Below are 19,720 nucleotides of genomic sequence, written 5' to 3' on the forward strand. Positions count from 1 at the left end.
TCCCCTAGTCCGTTCCGCCCTGCACCAGCTGCAATTCCGGATCGCGCTTTCTAAGCGTCGTGATGACGCCGATGGTGATGAGGAACACGCCGAGGTAGTAGATCGGCCAGACGAGATATTGCGGAATGGGGCTGCCCGATAGCGGTCCCATTTCTGCGAATATCAGCCAGTCGGAGAAGATGAACAGCATCGCGCCCGCTGCCACGCGCAACCTTGGAAAATCGCTCGCCCATGCGCCCGCCGCCATCGCGCCGAGTGGCAAGGCATAGATCGCTACAAGCGGTTTAAGGTCCGGATCGTAGGGCAGGAAATAGCCGACAAGCGGCGTTCCCAGCAGCAGCGCGAGGAAAATTAGGCTATCGCGCCCTTCAAGCGCCTCCCGCTTGTGTCGGAGAAACACCAGCAGCGCGATGATGTGAAAGCCGATAAAGGCGACTGCGCCCGCAATCCGGTCAAGCTCGATGGCCATATCCCCCAGGCTCGCAAATACGAGCGCCGCTGCTATCATACGCGCGTCCTGGCTGCCGTGCCGCATGAATGCATACAAGGCCAGGAAAGCGACCGCGCTTCCCTTGATCGGAATGAGATACAGTCCCGGCAAATCCGTCGCTTGCAGGTAAAAAAACACCAGTGCAGCGACCACGCTGAGAACGAGATAAGGCCGTTTCTGGGAAAGCGCGCGATGGGGCATGGAGACGGCCTAGCCTTGAGGTCGTGATTGCACCAGCGCGGAAAGATAATTATCTGCGCCCGCATGGACGATCAGGCATGACACATCAGGTACACATTATCGGCGGCGGTCTCGCCGGCAGCGAAGCCGCATGGCAATTGGCCCAGCGCGGCGTGAAAGTGCGCCTGTCGGAGATGCGCGGAAGTGGGCAAGGCCACACCGATGCCCACCAGACCGATGGGCTGGCAGAGCTTGTATGCTCGAATTCCTTCCGCAGCGACGATGATACAAAGAATGCCGTCGGCCTGCTGCATCACGAAATGCGGCGCCTCGATAGCCTTGTCATGGCTGCGGGCGAAAAAGCGCGCGTTCCTGCCGGCAGCGCCATGGCCGTCGATCGCGATGTGTTCAGCGATGAAGTCGAAAAAGCTCTCGGCAACCATCCGAACATCGAAGTGGTCCGCGAATTGGTAGATGAGCTGCCGAGCGAAGGCATGACGATTGTCGCAACCGGGCCGCTCACCGCAGCGTCACTCGCGCAAAGCATCGTAAAGGCAACTGGCGAAGATCGTCTTGCCTTTTTTGATGCCATCGCGCCCATCGTTTATCGCGAGAGCATCGATATGGACGTGTGCTGGATCCAGTCGCGCTGGAACAAGCGGACCGAAGCTTCGAACGAAGATGGCGATTATATCAACTGCCCCATGACGAAAGAGCAGTATCTCGCATTCCATCAGGGCCTGCTCGACGCTGAAAAGGGTGAGTTCAAGGATTGGGAAGCCGATACGCCCTATTTCGATGGGTGCATGCCGATCGAAGTGATGGCCGAGCGCGGTGTGGAAACGCTGCGCTATGGCCCGATGAAAGGTGTCGGTCTCGACAATCCGCATGATCGCACGGAAGAGCATCCGCAGGGCCGCTGGCCCTACGCCGTTGTGCAGCTGCGACAGGACAACAAGCTCGGCACGCTATGGAACATGGTCGGCTTCCAGACCAAGATGAAATATGGCGCGCAGGTCAAGCTGTTCCGCACTATTCCCGGTCTCGAAAATGCCGAATTCGCGCGGCTCGGCGGAATGCACCGCAATACCTTCATCAACTCTCCGATCCTGCTCGACTGCCAATTGCGCCTGAAAAGCGCGCCGCATATCCGCTTTGCCGGACAGATCAGCGGATGCGAAGGCTATGTCGAAAGTTCTGCAGTGGGTTTGCTCGCCGGATTAATGGCGGCGTGCGAGCTGCGCGGTGAGGTCTGGAACGGCCCTCCGGCAACATCGGCCATGGGCGCCCTGCTAAGTCATATCACCGGCGATGCGGAGGCCAGCTCCTACCAGCCGATGAATGTCAATTTCGGCCTTTTCCCGACGCTTGAGAAAGTGCCGAAAAAGCAGCGCAAGGAAGCCTATACCGAGCGCGGCAAAGCCGATTTCGGCGAATGGCTTGCGGGTCTCGAAAGCGTGCCTGCCTAGCAGTTGCAACCTGGGCGTGAGCTTCGCCGCGGTGCGGGTGCGCTCGTAGCGAACTCGGCCTGCGTCAGCTCGTTATCGCCATCGCCATCCATCTCTTCGAAGCGAGAAGAAGTGGCGACGGCCCATTCCTCGAATGTCAGCAGATTGTTGCCATCGGTATCGAGCCGCCGGAATGCGCTTGTCCGGGTGGAGAGCATTTCGTTTCGCGTGATCTTGAGGTCGCGGTTGCGATCATAGCGGAAGAAGCGGCGCTGTTCGCGCGTCAACTCGCTCGCTTCCGGCGGTGCGGGACCTTCGAGATCGGCGACATCTGCAGTCGGCAGTCCCTCAGGCTCCTCGCTCACCTCCTCCGCATCGGGATCAGGTGGCGGGGCGGCTTGCTCAACCTGCGCCCTGCCCTGCATCCAGAAAAGGCCAAGAGTTGCGAGCAGCAATGCACCGAAAGCGCCAAGCAGGACGCGGTTCATAGGCCATTCTCCTTAGTGCCGCGCATCCTACGCTAACGCCCTGTAATGCCAACCCTCATGGCGAGCGCCATGGCACTTGGCCCTGTTAAAAGGCTGTCATTCGACTGGTCGACGGCGCGCAGGGCGAGTGCTCGCATGACCATCAGGGTGCGTATCGCGCTGGGCGGCTTGCCAAGCTTAAAGGCCCGCTCTTTCGTGAGCAAAGCTTCGACTGCGGTGCGCTCATCCCCCTTGTCCATGTGCATGGAAAGATCAGCGAGCGCGAATTGGCGCGCGGGAAACAGAACGGACATTTCGTCGATCTGTGCAGCTTGGGAGTGCGCCAGTGACAGCCATCCCTGAGCGCGGCCATGCGCGAAGGTGTCTATACTCTCAGCGTCCAAGTTTTCCGATAGCAACAATTCCCAGCCATCCACCACCTTTCCCAAACGGGTAAGATCCCCCGGAAATTCGCGAAGCAAACCAAGCAAGGGCTCGCCCTCGGGCCATTGGGTTGGCGTCTCGGCAAAGCGATCGCGCCACCAGGCCAGTTTCATCTGGGCGATGATCGTTTCGCCCTTTTGCCGAAGAATCCCTGATAGCCGTTCATCCAGGGCGAGCAGCGCAAGGGTCCCGCTCCGCACCTTTTTCGGCGCATAACTGAGGGCGAGGCGTTGAGGCAGCGGAAGGGTATCGATCAGCGCGTCATGCATGGCCGTGCGCCTGCCGACCGACGTGGCATGCGTCAAGCCGGACGAAGGCCGATGGGGCCGCTTGGTAGTAAGGAATTTACCTGATTTCTTACCGAGTCGTTGACGCGGCCCTTCTATTACCTCGATTTATGGGAATAAGTTTTTTCAAAGATGTGACGGCCGCGGCGGTTCGCCGCCCAGTTTCGCCGACAATCGGACAGCCGCCTCCTGCGGACAGCCCACGATCCGGCAGTTACCGGCTCGTTAACTCTGCATCTTTACGTCCGATAAACCACACCTTCGCTACAGCACACCACAGCCACAATAATATTCGCAAAAAGCAGGCCTCTCTATGATCACCAAGATCCGTCGCAGTATTGCCCGAATGGCCGGTTGTTCTTCCGGGAATGCCACTCTCCTCGTCGCGCTCGGCATGCCGGTCTTGATCGGCGGCGCCGGCCTCGGCGTGGATATGACGCAGTGGTATATGTGGAAGCGCGAGCTGCAATTTGCGGTAGACCAGTCGGCGGTCGCCGGTGCCTGGGCCATGGCTGATGAAGACACGCAAGGTACTTACTCCGCCCGCGCGCTTCAGGAATTCAACGCCAACCTTTCGGTCACCGATGATTTCAACGAAGCGCCCTCAATCCAGCTTGCTGATTATGCCGGTGGCACCCTGAACTCGGTCGCTGTTTCGGCGACGGCGAACAAGACATTGCCCTTCTCCAGCTTCCTGACGGGCGGCTCGACCACGATCTACGCTTACGCGCAAGCAAGTTTCGAAGAAGGGGCGACTTTCACCAGCTGCCTGGTGGCGCTGCACGAAGAGAATAGCGGTGCAATCACTATCGGCGGTAACTCCGTTCTCACGGCGAGCTGCGGCCTTGCTGCACTTTCCACCAGTGACGAATCGATTACCGTCAACGGCAATCCGGAAGTGGATGCGGGCTGGATCCTGTCAGCGGGCGGCGTCGATGATTGGCTGAAGGAAAATACCGACGATATCATTATGGAGAACATGGAAGGCCTCTATGATCCTTTCGAGGAGCTAGAGCCGCCTACCCCGGAAGAATCCGCTATCGAGCGGACATATAGCTGCGAGGCGGAACCGACCACGACGACCGCTGATGTTTCCGTTCGTACGGTAACCACTTACGATTATTACCAGGGATCCAATTCGCGCAATGCGACCGGCTGGTCGAACTCGCAGGGCAAGGAAGACTCCGATGTCAGGAGCGATACTGTCAACCAGTCGGTTCCGTCAGGAACTCAGGCTGGCACGGTCGAATCTTCCAGCGAGGAATGGACTTCGCTCGGTGGCAGCGGCAGAAATCGCAAGTGGGAAAAGAAGACCACCACGGTCTACACGACCTACACGAATGTCGAAGTCGAGGGCGGCGAAGAAGCCGGAAGCGTTCGCCCCGGAACCTACACCGACCTGCAGATCGCCTGTAACACCGCATTCGCGCCCGGCGTTTACAACCTTGTCGGCGGCGAATTGCGCATCAATGGCCAGCACGAGGTGACCGGCTCTGCCGTGATGTTCGTCTTGTATAACGGCGCGCGCATCCACATAAATGGCGGCGCAGATGTCAATCTGACGGCCATGCAGGCATCCGACCTGATGGCCGTGGGTGTCTCGGCAGAAGACGCCAATGAACTCGCCGGCATGCTGGTCTTCGAAGATCGAAGCTCCACGCCGCGGCAAGATCACATCATGAATGGGAATGCGAACACCGTATTGAACGGCGCACTTTACCTTTCGAACAGCACGGTGCGATTTGCAGGGACGATCGGCGTAACCAGCCAGTGCCTGATGATTGCTGCGGCGAACATCACGATTACCGGCACGACCAATATGTCGACATTCTGTCCGGCGGAATCATCTGAAGATACCACGGTGGTCTCCACTGCTGCGAAAGTGCGGTTGGTCGCATGATGCGCGCCCTCGCCCGTATCGCGCGAATCAGGCGCAATGATGACGGCTCGATGGCAATCGAGACCGCTTTCGTCGCGCCGATACTGCTCGTGCTTGCCCTTGGCGGTTTCGAAGTCAGCTCGATGGTAGCGCGGCAGACCGAATTGCAGAGCGCGGCGGCCGAAGCTGCCGCTGTTGTTCGTGCAACCATTCCCGATACTGCAGAGAAGCGCACGACGGTTCGCAACATCCTCGCAACCTCTACTGGGCTGGAAAATGATCAGGTCACCGTTTCGGAAATCTACCGCTGCGGCACCGCCGAAGATTACGTGACGACTGCCGATAGCTGCGGCGCGGACGTCGAATACACATTCATTAAAGTCGATATCAGCGACACCTATACCCCCATCTGGACGACGTTTGGTGTCACTGCGGGTTTCGACTTCAATGTCAGTCGTACTGTGCAGATCGGATAATCACCATGCGTAGTTTCATCAATCGCCTTCGCCGGGATACGGTGGGTGCTGCCGCCATCGAATTCGCTCTGCTCGGCCCTGCCTTCCTCGTGATGATGCTCGGCGTGTTGCAAGTCGGTTTGGGACTGCAAAGCTATAATGCGATGCGGAACCTTTCGGCCGATGTTTCGCGCTATGCCATGGTGCAATATCAGACCGGCAACACCGTTTCTGCATCGCAGATCCGGACATGGGGCCGCAACCACGCGCAGGGCGCACCTTACATGATGGATCCCGATCGCTTGGGAATGACAATCGAGCAAGCTGCTACACAGCGCGTTGACGGTGCTACGGAAATGACCATCACGGTCACTTACCGGATTACCAGCGTGCTTGAATTCATCGATATCGACGGGCCGACAATCGATTTTGAGCGCCCTATTTTTCTGCTCGATAATACTGCTTGATTTTTGCGGCCGTTCCATAGGGAGCCGCTATTCTTCGAAAAACCATGAATATTTTAACCATCTCTATTGATGGTTGGCTGAGATCCATTGCGTAATGGGTGCAGCATGACGAAGAAATTCATCTGCTTAGGCGACAAATCACATGCCGGTGTCATCACGCGCCTCAGCCGTGATGTTTCGGGCAATGTCATGGCGATCTTTGCTGCATCGCTGTTCCCATTGATCGGCCTTGTTGGCGGCGGGATCGACATGGGCCGCGGTTATCTGGCTCAGAGCCGCCTCCAGCAGGCTTGCGATGCCGCGACGCTGGCAGCGCGCAAACGCTTGGGAGCCGGTGCTGCGGTAAGCGGTGAAGTACCAACAGATGTCGCGGCCGCCGGTCAGCGCTTCTTCAACCTGAATTTCCAAGACGGCGCCTATGGGACTGAGGACCGCACTTTCGTCATGACGCTGGAAGACGATTACGCCATCAGCGGCGTCGCCACTGTCAAAGTGCCGACCACCCTCATGAGCGTATTTGGTTTCGATGAAGTCGACGTGACCGTCGATTGCACGTCGAATCTCAATTTCAGCGATCTCGATGTCATGATGGTGATCGATACGACGGGATCGATGCGCCTGACCAATCCGGGTGACAGTGAAAATCGGATCGACAGCGTACGCCAGGTGATCCAAGATTTTCATACGCTGATTGAGGCGGCGAAATCACCCCAGGCAGAGGTGCGATATGGCTTCGTACCTTATTCGACCAATGTGAATGTGGGGCATCTTCTCGCGGATGATTGGGTCGCGGAGACCTGGTCTTACCAATCGCGCGAGCGTGGTGAGCAGGAGCGCACCGTCTACACCCATTACATCGATCACACGAATTGGACATATGTTTCGGGCGAGCGCAGCGAGACGACCGAAGTCCGCCGATACCGTGCTACACACTATCCCGGCACCCCGGCCGCTGCGGACACCGGCGATGAGGAGAATGTCGGCACGGATGGCTATTATCGCTGCGAAGGCGGTCAGCCCGAAAGCACATTGCAAACGACTGACGAGATGCTCGATGAACGGTTCGAAACCGTCACCAATCCGGACGGAGAGCGGCGCATTCAGACTTGGCGCAGATGGCACAATGGGACGCGGTATAGCACTCGTCGGCAGGGCCAGACCTGCATCGTCGAAACCAGCACGGACACCAACTTTGTCCAGACTTATGAAAAAATCCGCGAACCCCGTTGGCGCACACGCCGCCCGTGGATTTATGACCAGTACAGCTTCGACATGTCGAACTGGCGCAATCGTACAGCAGGCTGTGTCGAAGAACGCGCGACCTACGAAATCCTCGATTATGACAATGTGGATTTCAATCAGGCTCTCGATCTCAATATCGATATGATCCCGACGCCAGGCGACACGGATACGCAATGGCGCCCGATGAACCCTGATGCGATCTATGTCAGGTCCATCGGTAACAATGGCAATGGCAGCATCACGCCCGAGCGAAGGACGACGACGAGCGATTACGCCGATACGGGCGACTGGTGGTTCTCTGCCTGCCCTACCCCAGCCCGCGGTCTTGCCGAAATGTCAGGGGATGAGCTGCGCAACTATTTGCGAACATTGGATCCGGCCGGAGCGACGTATCACGATATCGGAATGATCTGGGGCGGGCGGTTGCTTTCGCCGACCGGGCTGTTCGCAGCGGCCAATGCCGATCGGGACGGGGTGGAACGCTCACGCCACATGATTTGGCTGACCGACGGAGCCACCGAGTCCTATGACATCGCCTATGGCGCATATGGCGTGGATGGGCTTGATCGTCGTCGCTGGAATCCGGAAACTTCCGTCCTGTCTTTGGATGAAACTGTAGAGGCGCGCTTCTCGACCGCCTGTCAGCAGGTGAAGAACCGCAATATCATCGTATGGGTCGTTGCTTTCGGCACAGAGCTCAATCCGATCATGGAGCAATGCGGTGGTCCGGGCCGGGTTTTTCAGGCCAGCAATGCCGAAGAATTGAACGACGCGTTCGAAGCCATCGCCCGCTCGATGAGCGAGCTGAGAGTGTCCAGCTGATGTGTACTTTCGCTAAACGGATCGCTCATGACGAGGGCGGCGCAACGATTGTGGAATTCGCACTGATTGCGCCTGCCTTCGTTCTTACCATCATGGCGCTGTTCGAATTTTCCTACAATTATTACGCCGAAACGATGATCGAGGGCGCCGTGCAGAAAGCTGCGCGCGATTCCACCATCGAAGCCTTTGCCAACAATCCGGCAGCGCTTGATACAAAGGTCCGCGGGGCTGTCCAGAACATCGTTCCCTCAGCCACCGTGACTATGACCCGCTCGGGCTATCGGAACTATTCGGATATGAACCGGGCGGAGGAATGGACCGACACGAATGGCGATGGCGTGTGCGCCGACAATGAACCGTTCGAGGATATCAACGGCAATGGCGTTTGGGATTCCACCCGCGCATTGGACAGCGCGAGCGGCGCGCGCGATGCGGTGTTGTATCAGGTGGATGCTACCTATGACCGCGCCTTCCCGATGCCGGAATTGCTGGGCTGGGAACAGACTGTCACGGTAACGGCGCGCACCGTCCTGCGAAACCAGCCCTTCAATGCGACGGAGCACATTGTTACCGTGGGGAATTGCGCATGATAATCCGCATGGTGTCACGGCTCCGCAACCTCGCGCGCAATCAATCCGGCGTTGCGATGACAGAATTTGCGCTTACTCTTCCCTTCCTGCTCGGTGCGGGGTTGATGGGGTTGGAAACCGCCAATCGGGCGCTCGTGCAAATGCAGATTTCGCAGCTTGCGGTGCAGATTGCCGACAATGCCTCTCGCATCGGCGACACCAGCGTGCTGGAAGATCGAAAAATCTATGAAGATGACATCAATGACCTGTTCTACGGCGCACACCTGCAGAGCGGTGCGGGCCTCGATCTGTTCGGAAATGGCCGCGTCATCTTAAGCAGCCTGCAGGTCGTCGACGGCACGGAAAACCAGCAATATATTCATTGGCAGCGCTGCATGGGCACCAAGAATCACGCCAGCACCTATGGCGAAGAAGGCGATGGCCTCTCCACGACAATCGCCGGCATGGGACCTGCCGGTGAAGAGGTCATCGCCTTCGAAGATGATGCTGTCATGTTTGTGGAAGTGGCCTACGATTATCAGCCAATCGTCGGCGAACCATTCAGCTTCGGCAGCCACGAAATTAACGCCATCGCCAGCTTTACCGTACGCGATGATCGCGATTTGAACGGCATTTACCAGCGCGATCCGAGCGCGCCCGATACCATTGCCGAGTGCGACGAATTTACCGGATCAGGCTACGCCATCCCCTAATAGCGTGGGAAAGCGCGTAGGCACTCTCCCTGCCCTTTTTCGCCTAGTCGACGTAGCAGACCTTCTTCACCGCCTCGACAACGCGCGCCGTATCGATCAGCGCGAGCTTCTCGAGATTAGCGGCGTAAGGCAGTGGCACATCCTCATTGCAGACACGAGTGACAGGTGCATCGAGATGATCGAAGCCCTCTTCCATGCAGATCGCAACGATTTCCGAAGCGATCGAGCACGTTGGCCAGCCCTCTTCGGCGATCACGACGCGGTTGGTCTTGGCGAGTGACGTAAGGACGGCTTCCTTGTCGAGCGGACGCAGCGTACGAAGATCGATCACTTCAGCATCGATACCCTCGCCCGCCAATTCTTCCGCCGCTTCAAGCGCGATACCCACCGCGATAGAATAGGACACGATCGTCACGTCGGAGCCTTCGCGCATAATGCGCGCTTTCCCGATGGGCAGAACATGGTCATCCAATTGCGCGACTTCGAAACTCTGGCCGTAGACGAGCTCGTTCTCGAGGAACACGACCGGGTCTTCGCTGCGGATCGCGGCTTTCATCAGTCCCTTGGCATCTTGCGCATCATAGGGCGCGAGCACGATCAGGCCGGGGACGCTGGCGTACCACGGGCCATAGTTCTGGCTGTGCTGTGCGCCCACGCGGCTCGCCGCTCCGTTGGGGCCGCGGAACACGACCGGACAGCGCATCTGGCCGCCGGACATATAATTGGTCTTGGCGGCTGAGTTGATGATGTGATCGATCGCCTGCATGGCGAAGTTGAACGTCATGAACTCGACGATCGGGCGAAGACCGCCCATGGCTGCACCGGCACCGATACCGGCAAAACCGTATTCGGTAATAGGCGTATCGATCACGCGCTTGGGGCCGAATTCGTCAAGCAGGCCCTGGGTCACCTTATAGGCTCCCTGGTATTCGGCGACTTCTTCGCCCATCACGAACACCCGGTCATCCAGGCGCATTTCCTCAGCCATGCCATCACGCAAGGCTTCGCGCACGGTCAGCTTGACCATGTTGGTGCCTTCGGGAATGTCCGGATCCTCAGCGCGCGGCTTGGCATCTGGCTTCTTAGTGATTTCCGCTTCTGACGGATCGCGGCCAACGTCCTTGCCCTCGCCTGGAATCGGGTCTTCGCTGGCATCATCGGCAGGCGCGTCGATATCGGATGCGTCTTCACCCTCGGCTGCGAGGATGGCGATGACGGTGCCGACTTTCACCTCTTCCGTGCCCTCTTCGACAAGAATCTTGCCGACTGTGCCTTCATCGATGCTTTCGAATTCCATCGTGGCCTTGTCGGTCTCGATTTCGGCAAGCACGTCTCCGGCAGAGACGGTGTCACCTTCCTTGACCAGCCATTTGGCGAGCGTGCCTTCTTCCATGGTGGGGGAAAGCGCGGGCATTTTGAGTTCGATGGACATGCTCAATACTCCTCCACCAGAACGTCTGTGTAGAGTTCGCTCGGCTCCGGCTCGGGTGAGCTTTCGGCAAAATCTGCAGCCTCGGACACAATCGAGCGGATCGATTTGTCGGTCGCTTTCAGATCGTCTTCGGAGACTTTCAGCTTCATCAGATCGACTTTTGCGCGCTCGATTGGATCATTCTTTTCGCGCTGGTCCTGAACCTCTTCACGCGTGCGGTATTTCGCCGGGTCGGACATGGAGTGACCGCGATAGCGATAGGTCTCGCATTCCATCAGCACCGGGCCATTGCCTTCGCGCACATGTTTGAAAGCGATTTCGGCGGCCTGGCGCACCTCGAGAACGTCCATGCCGTTTACATGCATGCCCGGGATACGGAAAGCCGCTCCACGGCGATAGAATTCGGTTTCAGCCGAGCTGCGGCGTACGGCGGTGCCCATCGCGTACTGATTGTTCTCGACCACGAACACGATCGGCAGCTTCCACAGCGCCGCCATATTCATCGTCTCGTAAACCTGGCCCTGGTTGGCTGCGCCGTCGCCGAAATAGGCAAGGCAGAGCCCCCCATCTTCATTGTACTGGTGCGCAAGTGCGAGCCCGCCGCCGAGCGCAACCTGCGCGCCGACAATGCCGTGGCCGCCGTAGAATTTGTGCTCGGTGCTGAACATATGCATCGAGCCGCCCTTGCCTTTCGAAATGCCGGCAGCGCGGCCCGTCAGCTCGGCCATGATCACTTTCGGATCGATGCCGTAGGCGAGCATGTGGCCGTGATCGCGATAGCCGGTGATCACGCTGTCCGTGTCATTGTCGAGCGCCGACTGCAGGCCGATCGCGACGGCTTCCTGACCGATATATAGGTGACAAAAACCGCCGATCAGGCCGAGGCCGTAAAGCTGGCCGGCCTTTTCTTCGAAACGGCGGATGAGCAGCATCTGCTCGTAAAAATGGAGGAGTTGATCCTTGTCAGCCTTGAAGCGCTTGCTCTTCTCAAGCTCATCCTGAAGCGTGCTGAGCGAGAAATTGTCGTCAACCGCTGCGGGCGTGTTGGTCTTCTTCGCCGGGGCCTTCTTCTTCCCGGAGGTGGAGGCTTTTGCCAAGGCATTTCCCCTTTTGGATGCTCGTCTTGCGCGAGCCATAAGCGTTCATTTTATATGAAGGCCTATAGGGGGCAAAGTGTTCCGCTGGCAATGTCGCGCATACGAATTTCGCCAAAGCGGTTATATTGGTTTTCGGCGGAAACCGATTGCGCGCGGTGCCTTAGTTGTCGTCACCCAGTTCGACGACGACATCGTCTTTATGTGCAACGCCCAGATCTCGCCGCACGAGCTCGTCAGCATAGTCTTCGTCGACATTGTCCGGGTCTAGCAGGTCAACGCGATTGCGGAGGACCTCGCGCTCCTTTTCCAGTGCCGTGATCCGCTCCTGATGGGCTTCCAGCTGTGCGCTCTGCTCACCCCAGGCGAGAAAGCCGGCCGGACCGATCAAGGCAAGGAGGCCAATCAACACAAGTACCAGCAGGGCAACGGCATTGATCACCTTTTCGCGTACAACCGCTTTTCGATTCACCAATCCGTTCATGGTCTCGCTTGAATCACACCTGCCCCCGCGTTTCAAGCTGTTTGCGGACGTATGCACGGCCCGGGGGACGGATAGCTGCTTGCGAGAATCGGACAAAAAGGTTACAAGTGAAACTATGACTGACCTCTTTGAAAACCCGATCGGCCTTGATGGCTTTGAATTTGTCGAATTCTGCGCGCCCGAAAAAGGCGTCATCGAACCTGTGTTCGAAACAATGGGCTTCACGCATGTGGCCGACCACCGCTCGAAGGACGTGCAGCTTTGGCGTCAGGGCCAGATCAATTTGATCCTCAATTACGAGCCGCGCAGTGCCGCCTGGTACTTCGCCCGCGAGCATGGGCCGTCGGCCTGCGGCATGGGCTTTCGCGTCAAGGATGCGGCGAAGGCCTATGACGAGCTGATCGAACGCGGCGCAGAGCCGGTCGATATGGTCACCGGCCCGATGGAACTTTACATCCCCGCCATCCGTGGCATCGGCGGCGCGATCGTGTACCTGATTGACCGCTACGCCGATGAAGACGGTGAAGGCCTTTCGATTTACGACATCGATTTCGAATATCGCGAAGGCGTCGAAAAATGGCCAGAAGGCGCCGGCTTCAACGTGATCGATCACCTGACGCACAACGTCTACACCGGCCGCATGAAATATTGGGCGGACTATTACGAGACGCTCTTCAACTTCCGCGAAATCCGTTTCTTCGACATCAAGGGCGAATATACCGGTCTCACCTCGAAGGCGCTGACCGCCCCCGATGGCAAGATCCGCATCCCGCTCAACGAAGAGGGTGAAGGCGGCAAAGGCCAGATCGAGGAATTCCTGCGCGACTTCAACGGCGAAGGCATCCAGCACATCGCGCTGATCTGCGACGATCTTGTCGCCGCATGGGACCGGCTGAAGGATCTTGGCGTGCCGTTCATGACGGCCCCGCCGGAAACCTATTACGAAATGCTCGACGAGCGCCTTCCGGGCCATGGTGAGCCGGTCGATGAGCTGAAGATGCGCGGCATTTTGCTCGACGGCACGACCGAAGGCGGCTCCCCTCGCCTGCTGCTGCAGATTTTCGCCGAGGCGCAGGTTGGTCCTGTGTTCTTCGAATTCATCCAGCGCAAGGGCGATGACGGTTTCGGCGAAGGCAACTTCAAGGCGCTGTTCGAAAGCATCGAACGCGACCAGGTGAAGCGCGGTGTCCTGAGCGTTGAAGACGCGAAGACGGTCGAGACCGAGCCGGCTGAGTAAAATTCAAGCACGCTGCTGAGTACAGAAAAGGGCGGGCCTCGCGGCTCGCCCTTTTTGGTGCGCCCGACAGGATTGTCTCGCCGCTACGCGCCTCGTCGTCTCCGCTTCGCTTCGACTGCGAACTAGGTTCAATCTGAAAGGGCAAACCAAAGGGCGACACCCCTTGCGGGATGCCGCCCTTTGGTGCGCCCGACAGGATTCGAACCTGTGGCCCCCAGATTAGGAATCTGGTGCTCTATCCGACTGAGCTACGGGCGCCTGTGCGCTCCCATAGCAAAGACGCGGCATCTGGCAATCAGTTGAGATCGTCTGGCGGAGCGACGGGAAATGGCAGCGGCGCGACAGGCACGCCCTCGTCCAGCAATTCCTTCGCTTCTTCCGCGCTTGCTTCACCATGGATCGGAGCATGATCCCGCTCACCATAATGCATGGCGCGGGACTCCTCTGCGAAATTTTTGCCGACCCATTTGCTGTTTTTGAGCGCTTTGTTCTGCGCCTCAGCCAGTTTCTCTAACGCGGCGGAAACCTCGGGCGGCATCGGTGCGTTGGAAACCGGACGCGGCGTTTCATCCTGCACGGCAGGCGCCGGGTCAGTTTTAGGCGCGCTTGCCGCTTCCTGATTGCCTTTCTTACCGACAGATGGAGCCATCGGTGCCTTGGCGACCTTCCCCGATCCGCACAGCGGGCAGGCCAGCAGGTCCTCATCAATTTGCGCGGCATAGTCATCGGACGAGCTGAACCAGCCCTCGAAACGGTGGCCGTGCTCACAGGAAAGGTCGAATACAATCATTGCGGGGCGGATTTAGGGATATCGCGCTTATTATCTAGGCTTGGAAGCTGGCGGCGCACTTCTTCGACGCGCGAAAGATCGATATCGCAGAAACCGAGGCCGGTTTCTTCACCGCCCATATCGAGCAGGACGTCTCCCCACGGATCGACCACAAGCGAATGCCCATAGGTCTCGCGCCCATCCTCATGCTTGCCGACCTGGCCTGTAGCGATGACGAAAGCGGAGGCTTCGATGGCGCGCGCCCGCTGGAGGATGTGCCAATGCACTTTACCGGTGGGCTTGGTAAAGGCCGCAGGTGTTGCGATGACATCGCACTTGCGGCGACCAAGTTCTTCAAACAGCGCAGGAAAGCGCAAGTCGTAGCATATGGTGAGCCCCAGATGGCCGACGGGCGTATCGGTTACAGACACCGCCTGTTCGCCCGGGCAATAGGCCTTGCTTTCGTGCCAGCTCTCGCCATCGTCCAGCTCCATGTCGAACATGTGGATCTTGTCGTAGCGAGCGGCGACTTTACCGTGCGCATCAAATAGCAGCGTCCTGTTTGCCCATTTGCCAGTGTCTTCGCGCGCGACAGGCAGGCCGAGCGCAATACAGATGCTGTTCTCCGCTGCAGCCTCACTAACACGGCTGACCACTGGGCTTTCATCCTCGCTGACGATATGTTGCGAGGCGCGGGAACGCTTTTGGTCCAGCAAAGCAGCCATCTCGGGCGTAAAAAGTATCTCCGCGCCCTGCGCTCCCGCCTGGCGCGCGGCATCAACGATGACGGCGGTATTCGCATCGGGATTGACGCCCGACTGCATCTGCAGAAGTGCAATTTTTGCCATCAGAGACCCAACATCGCGTCCAGCTTGCCTTCGCGCTCCAGCGCGGCGAGATCGTCCGACCCGCCAACCGCCTTATCGTCGATGAAAATCTGCGGCACCGTCATCGCATCGGGCTTTCGCTGCATCATCTCGGTGCGCTTTTCGCCGCCCATGGTGATATCATATTCAGTGTAATCGACACCCTTCTGATCCAGCAGCCGTTTCGCCCGCGTGCAGAACCCGCACCATGCCTTCGTGTAAATCTCGACCTTCGCTTCGCTCACGCTGTGCTCGCTTTCATATCGGCTCGAAGTTCTTGAAACTGCCTTCAGCCACCATATTTACAATGCGCGGATGCCGCTGACGGGTCCGCATTTAATGTCAAATTGCTCAAAAGAGGATTTGTTGCAAATGAACCGTTTTGATCTCACACCCTATCGCCGTTCCACTGTCGGTTTCGACCGTCTTTTCGACCTGCTCGAAAACAATGCGCGGAATACGGGCGATAATTACCCCCCTTTTAACATCGAACGTCGCAATGAAGACGCGTATCGCATTACGATTGCGGTGGCCGGCTTTACCTCCGCTGATCTCGATATCACTGCCCAGCAGAACCTGCTGACCGTGCAGGGGCGCAAGCGCGATGAAGCCAGCGATGGCGAAATGCTGCATGTCGGCATTGCCAACCGCGGTTTCGAACGCCGCTTCGAGCTCGCCGATTACGTCCGCGTTGAGAATGCCGATCTGAAGGACGGCCTGCTCGTCGTGGATTTGGTCCGCGAAGTGCCCGAAGCGATGAAGCCCAAGAAGATCGCAATCGGCGGTAACGAGCTGAAAGTCGTCGATGGCGACAAGAAGAGTGACGGCGCAGCAGACGCTGCCTGATTTCGCACGACGGACGTGAAACTAAGATGATTGGGGGCGGGCCCGCTAAAGCCCGCCCCCTCGACGTTTGCACGCCGACAAGCTTCAAAAATTGACTGTCCGGGTCGCAAAAGACAGTCAATTTCATCAGCAAGATCGCCGCATCGGCGCGCGCGTAGCAGCAGGCCCATGCGCAGAAATCGCAATCGCGAGGGCTGGATTGAGTCATGAGGACATGACGTCAAACCGCGTGAAGCACGCCGATGACATCGGATTTTGCCCCCAGGAAGCATCCCCAGCTCCCGGACTCCTCGGTTACGCATTCATGGTTTGCTTGTGCAAGCGTTTTCTATGAAAACTCTTTTGCCAGCATTAACCACCGTCATACCAAGCGCGACTGCGCCAGCGCCGCTGCGATGAAGCCGGAAAAGAGCGGATGGGGCTCGAATGGCCGGCTTTTATATTCCGGGTGGAATTGCACGCCGACAAACCACGGGTGGTCCGGACGTTCAACGATTTCGGGCAGAAGGCCGTCGGGCGACATACCAGAAAATACCAGTCCGCCCTTCTCCAGCCTGTCGATATAGGCAGAGTTCACTTCGTAGCGGTGGCGATGGCGTTCCGAAATCTCGGTCGCGCCGTCATAGATCTGCGAAACGTGGCTATTCCCTGTCAGCTTGGCATCGTAGGCGCCAAGGCGCATCGTGCCGCCAAGATCGGTTTCCTCGGATCGTTTCTGCAAGCCCTCTTCGCTCATCCACTCGGTGATAATGCCGACGACCGGCTCATCAGTCTCTCCGAACTCCGTCGATGACGCCGTTGAAATATCAGCAGTATTTCGCGCACCTTCGATGCACGCCATCTGCATGCCGAGACAGATGCCGAGAAACGGGACATTACGTTCGCGGGCGAAGCGAACGCTGGCAATTTTGCCCTCACTGCCGCGATCACCAAAGCCTCCCGGCACGAGGATGCCGTGAAGGGGTTCGAGCTGAGCGGCGATATCGGCATCATCGCCTTCAAACACTTCAGCATCGATCCAGCGGATATTGACCTTGGTGCGATTGGCCATGCCGCCGTGAACAAGCGCCTCGTTCAAGGACTTATACGCGTCCGGCAGTCCTACATACTTGCCGACCACGCCGATCGTGACTTCGCCCTCCGGGTTCTCGTAGCGGTCGACAACATCAACCCAGCGCGCCATGTCGGGCGGGTTGCTTGTGCCGAGCATGCCGAAATGGCGCAGAACTTCAGTGTCGAGGCCTTCCTCGTGATACTGCTGCGGGACGGCATAAATGCTAGTCGCATCGAGGGCCGGAATGACCGATTCTTTGCGCACGTTGCAGAAATTGGCGATTTTCTGGCGTTCACCGTCAGGGATCGGATGCTCCGCGCGGCATAGCAGAACATCGGGCTTGATGCCCAGAGCCGCCAATTCGCGGACCGAGTGCTGCGTCGGCTTGGTCTTCAGCTCACCTGCTGCCGCGATGTAGGGCACAAGCGTTACATGGACGGAGACTGTCTGGTCAGGCTCCAGCTCATTCCGCAATTGGCGGATCGCCTCCATAAACGGCAAGCTTTCGATATCGCCAACAGTGCCGCCGATTTCACACAGGATGAAATCATGATCGCCCTGATCGGCGAGTGCAAAATCCTTGATCGCATCGGTAACGTGCGGGATCACCTGCACCGTCGCGCCGAGATAATCGCCGCGGCGTTCCTTGGCGATGATGTCGCGATAGACACGGCCAGAGGTGATATTGTCGTTCTGGTGCGCAGAAACGCCTGTGAAGCGTTCATAATGGCCGAGATCCAGATCGGTCTCGGCCCCGTCATCCGTCACATAGACTTCGCCGTGCTGATAAGGACTCATCGTGCCCGGATCGACATTGAGATAGGGATCGAATTTCCGGATGCGGACCTTGTATCCACGCGCCTGCAAAAGGGCTGCCAGCGAAGCTGCCATGAGACCTTTGCCAAGCGAGGAGACCACGCCGCCGGTGATAAAAATGTACCGCGCCATGGGAGGCAAGCCTTAAGCTGAGCCACGGATTCGGTGCAAGCGAATTGCGCCGCTTTTTTGCGTGTATCGGGGGATTAGTGCGATCGCGCGAGCACGCGCTTCGAACGACGAATGATTATTCGGAAACGTCAGCCAGCGGATCGTCTGCGGTTGCCGGTTCTTCACTTTCGGCAGGAGAACTGCTCGGCAGATCCTGAGCAGAGGTCGAGCGATCGAGCGAATCGTCGAAATCGCGCTGGCCTGTTGCATCGACAGCGACAGCGGCAAGAACGATCGACAATGCGACGAACAGGATCGCAAACCATTTGGTCGCGCGGCTCAGCACATCGGCCGCACCGCGCGCAGACATCAGGCCGCCCGGGCTTCCGCCGCCGCCAATGCCAAGACCACCACCCTCAGAACGCTGCATAAGCACGAGGATCACGAGTCCAGCGGCCACAAAGGCCTGCACAACGGTGAGGAAAACGAAAAGGGTCATATCAGTCAGTCAATCTGTTCAACACGGCATTCTGCCGAATGGCGCATTTAGGCTGCGTTCGCCCAGCGCACAAGAGTGGACGGGCGCACGATCACTCGGCATCATCCCCAGCGGCGGCGATGATGATGCCGAGGAAGCTCTCTGCTGTCAGGCTTGCTCCGCCAACAAGGGCCCCGCCCACATCGTCCGCCGAAAGAAGTTCAACCGCATTTTCAGGCTTCACCGAGCCGCCATACAGGATGCGAATTTCCTGCCCTGCTTCGCCGTAGACTTCCACCAGTTGCGCGCGAATATTGCGATGCATGATCGCAATGTCTTCAGGAGTCGGAGTGCGCCCGGTGCCGATAGCCCACACAGGTTCATAAGCCACTGTCACATTGGCAGCAGCTGCCTCGCCTTCGGGAAGCGATGCTTTCAACTGCTCACCGACAGTTGCTTCTGCCTTGCCGGCATCGCGATCTTCTTCAGTTTCACCGACACACACGATTGCGCCCATACCGGCTTCGATCGCGGCTTCCGCCTTTTGCTTGACGAGCACGTTCGTCTCGCCGTGATCGGCGCGGCGTTCGCTATGGCCGACAATGGTAAAACCAGCGCCTGCATCTTTCAGCATTGCAGCGGAGATATCACCGGTATGTGCACCGCCATCGGCAGGATGACAATCCTGTGCACCGATTCCGATCAGATTGGCTTCCTTGCGACAAGCATGGATCAGCGTCGAAGGCGGCGCGAGCGCCACTTCCACCTTGATCAAACGCTCTGCTGCACGGTCAATCGCGCGCGCTTCTGCAAGCATGGCGCGCGTGCCGTGCATCTTCCAATTGCCAACGATGTAAGGCCGATTACTCATCAATGTCCCGATAATTCAGTCGGTTCGCAAACGAGTGCAAAACCGTAATCCCATAAATTCGAAAAAGTCCGCTATCGCCCGCCTCGCTCGTTGTCAAAGGTGCATTCACCTTATGCGGGAAAGCGCATCGCGGCTGTTGCGGCGGGGTCGCAGCCGGGATAAAGCTCCCCGCTGATAAGTCGGGCCACTAGTGCCCTGC

21 protein-coding genes and 1 tRNA gene are annotated in these 19,720 nt (G+C 58.2%); 9 read left to right on the forward strand and 13 right to left on the reverse strand.

Features of this window, described 5'->3' with window-relative positions:
- Window positions 1-4: 4 nt before the first annotated feature.
- On the reverse strand, window positions 5-691 hold the full coding sequence (locus I5L03_RS08780; protein WP_197921359.1) for a lysoplasmalogenase: 687 nt from the start codon (window positions 689-691) through the stop codon (window positions 5-7).
- A gap of 77 nt (window positions 692-768) precedes the next feature.
- Between I5L03_RS08780 and trmFO the strand changes: the two genes are divergently transcribed.
- On the forward strand, window positions 769-2,139 hold the full coding sequence (trmFO, locus tag I5L03_RS08785; protein ID WP_197921360.1) for a methylenetetrahydrofolate--tRNA-(uracil(54)-C(5))-methyltransferase (FADH(2)-oxidizing) TrmFO: 1,371 nt from the start codon (window positions 769-771) through the stop codon (window positions 2,137-2,139).
- Here the strand turns inward: trmFO and I5L03_RS08790 are convergent.
- Window positions 2,136-2,606 carry an EF-hand domain-containing protein gene (locus tag I5L03_RS08790; protein ID WP_197921361.1) on the reverse strand — a complete coding sequence of 157 codons (471 nt, stop codon included), beginning with the start codon at window positions 2,604-2,606 and terminating at the stop codon, window positions 2,136-2,138. The two genes, trmFO and I5L03_RS08790, sit on opposite strands and share 4 nt — an antisense overlap.
- Before the next feature lie 32 nt (window positions 2,607-2,638).
- Window positions 2,639-3,298, reverse strand: coding sequence for a hypothetical protein (locus tag I5L03_RS08795; RefSeq protein ID WP_234035153.1), 660 nt, complete (start codon window positions 3,296-3,298; stop codon window positions 2,639-2,641).
- Between the two features lie 331 nt (window positions 3,299-3,629).
- On the opposite strand from I5L03_RS08795, the gene I5L03_RS08800 reads away from it, so the two are divergent.
- The 6 genes from I5L03_RS08800 (at window position 3,630) to I5L03_RS08825 (ending at window position 9,463) form a co-directional block, all read left to right on the forward strand.
- Window positions 3,630-5,216 carry a TadE/TadG family type IV pilus assembly protein gene (locus I5L03_RS08800; RefSeq protein ID WP_197921363.1) on the forward strand — a complete coding sequence of 529 codons (1,587 nt, stop codon included), beginning with the start codon at window positions 3,630-3,632 and terminating at the stop codon, window positions 5,214-5,216.
- Complete coding sequence (locus I5L03_RS08805; RefSeq protein WP_197921364.1) at window positions 5,213-5,671, forward strand: TadE/TadG family type IV pilus assembly protein; 459 nt, start codon at window positions 5,213-5,215, stop codon at window positions 5,669-5,671. The genes I5L03_RS08800 and I5L03_RS08805 overlap by 4 nt, the downstream gene beginning before the upstream one ends.
- 5 nt (window positions 5,672-5,676) lie before the next feature.
- Window positions 5,677-6,117, forward strand: a complete 441-nt coding sequence (locus tag I5L03_RS08810) for a TadE family protein (protein ID WP_197921365.1) — start codon at window positions 5,677-5,679, stop codon at window positions 6,115-6,117.
- A gap of 105 nt (window positions 6,118-6,222) precedes the next feature.
- A complete protein-coding gene (locus I5L03_RS08815; RefSeq protein ID WP_197921366.1) occupies window positions 6,223-8,181 on the forward strand; it encodes a TadE/TadG family type IV pilus assembly protein in 1,959 nt (652 codons plus the stop codon).
- The gene (locus I5L03_RS08820) at window positions 8,181-8,771 is read left to right on the forward strand and encodes a TadE/TadG family type IV pilus assembly protein (RefSeq protein ID WP_197921367.1); all 591 of its coding nucleotides are present in this window, start codon (window positions 8,181-8,183) and stop codon (window positions 8,769-8,771) included. Before I5L03_RS08815 ends, I5L03_RS08820 begins: the two co-directional genes overlap by 1 nt.
- 8 nt (window positions 8,772-8,779) lie before the next feature.
- Window positions 8,780-9,463, forward strand: a complete 684-nt coding sequence (locus I5L03_RS08825) for a TadE/TadG family type IV pilus assembly protein (protein ID WP_197921368.1) — start codon at window positions 8,780-8,782, stop codon at window positions 9,461-9,463.
- Between the two features lie 43 nt (window positions 9,464-9,506).
- Here the strand turns inward: I5L03_RS08825 and I5L03_RS08830 are convergent, their stop codons facing one another.
- From I5L03_RS08830 to I5L03_RS08840, 3 genes are all read right to left on the reverse strand, one after another.
- Complete coding sequence (locus I5L03_RS08830; protein WP_197921369.1) at window positions 9,507-10,895, reverse strand: pyruvate dehydrogenase complex E1 component subunit beta; 1,389 nt, start codon at window positions 10,893-10,895, stop codon at window positions 9,507-9,509.
- 2 nt (window positions 10,896-10,897) lie between these two features.
- Complete coding sequence (gene pdhA, locus I5L03_RS08835; protein ID WP_234035154.1) at window positions 10,898-11,992, reverse strand: pyruvate dehydrogenase (acetyl-transferring) E1 component subunit alpha; 1,095 nt, start codon at window positions 11,990-11,992, stop codon at window positions 10,898-10,900.
- A gap of 160 nt (window positions 11,993-12,152) precedes the next feature.
- A complete protein-coding gene (locus tag I5L03_RS08840; protein WP_197921371.1) occupies window positions 12,153-12,473 on the reverse strand; it encodes an FtsB family cell division protein in 321 nt (106 codons plus the stop codon).
- A 115-nt stretch (window positions 12,474-12,588) separates the two neighbouring features.
- On the opposite strand from I5L03_RS08840, the gene hppD reads away from it, so the two are divergent.
- The gene (gene hppD / locus I5L03_RS08845; RefSeq protein ID WP_197921372.1) at window positions 12,589-13,710 is read left to right on the forward strand and encodes a 4-hydroxyphenylpyruvate dioxygenase; all 1,122 of its coding nucleotides are present in this window, start codon (window positions 12,589-12,591) and stop codon (window positions 13,708-13,710) included.
- A gap of 181 nt (window positions 13,711-13,891) precedes the next feature.
- Here the strand turns inward: hppD and I5L03_RS08850 are convergent.
- The 4 genes from I5L03_RS08850 to grxC form a co-directional block, all read right to left on the reverse strand.
- Window positions 13,892-13,968, reverse strand: a tRNA-Arg gene (locus I5L03_RS08850).
- Between the two features lie 37 nt (window positions 13,969-14,005).
- Window positions 14,006-14,500, reverse strand: a complete 495-nt coding sequence (locus I5L03_RS08855) for a DUF1178 family protein (protein WP_197921373.1) — start codon at window positions 14,498-14,500, stop codon at window positions 14,006-14,008.
- Entirely contained in the window at window positions 14,497-15,327 is an 831-nt protein-coding gene (locus I5L03_RS08860) for a carbon-nitrogen hydrolase family protein (RefSeq protein WP_197921374.1), read from the reverse strand. Before I5L03_RS08860 ends, I5L03_RS08855 begins: the two co-directional genes overlap by 4 nt.
- A complete protein-coding gene (grxC, locus tag I5L03_RS13450; protein ID WP_197921375.1) occupies window positions 15,327-15,590 on the reverse strand; it encodes a glutaredoxin 3 in 264 nt (87 codons plus the stop codon). The genes I5L03_RS08860 and grxC overlap by 1 nt, the downstream gene beginning before the upstream one ends.
- A 127-nt stretch (window positions 15,591-15,717) precedes the next feature.
- Between grxC and I5L03_RS08870 the strand changes: the two genes are divergently transcribed.
- Complete coding sequence (locus I5L03_RS08870; protein WP_197921376.1) at window positions 15,718-16,191, forward strand: Hsp20 family protein; 474 nt, start codon at window positions 15,718-15,720, stop codon at window positions 16,189-16,191.
- A 361-nt stretch (window positions 16,192-16,552) separates the two neighbouring features.
- Here I5L03_RS08870 and I5L03_RS08875 read toward each other — a convergent pair whose 3' ends face one another.
- The 3 genes from I5L03_RS08875 to tpiA form a co-directional block, all read right to left on the reverse strand.
- The gene (locus I5L03_RS08875; RefSeq protein ID WP_197921377.1) at window positions 16,553-18,193 is read right to left on the reverse strand and encodes a CTP synthase; all 1,641 of its coding nucleotides are present in this window, start codon (window positions 18,191-18,193) and stop codon (window positions 16,553-16,555) included.
- A gap of 115 nt (window positions 18,194-18,308) precedes the next feature.
- Window positions 18,309-18,671 (reverse strand): preprotein translocase subunit SecG, encoded by a 363-nt coding sequence (secG, locus tag I5L03_RS08880; RefSeq protein ID WP_197921378.1) that lies wholly within the window; start codon window positions 18,669-18,671, stop codon window positions 18,309-18,311.
- Window positions 18,672-18,762: 91 nt separating this feature from the next.
- Window positions 18,763-19,521, reverse strand: coding sequence for a triose-phosphate isomerase (tpiA, locus tag I5L03_RS08885; protein ID WP_197921379.1), 759 nt, complete (start codon window positions 19,519-19,521; stop codon window positions 18,763-18,765).
- Window positions 19,522-19,720: the final 199 nt, after the last annotated feature.

It is taken from the genome of Aurantiacibacter sediminis, assembly GCF_016019885.1.
Classification (GTDB): Bacteria; Pseudomonadota; Alphaproteobacteria; order Sphingomonadales; family Sphingomonadaceae; genus Alteraurantiacibacter; species Alteraurantiacibacter sediminis.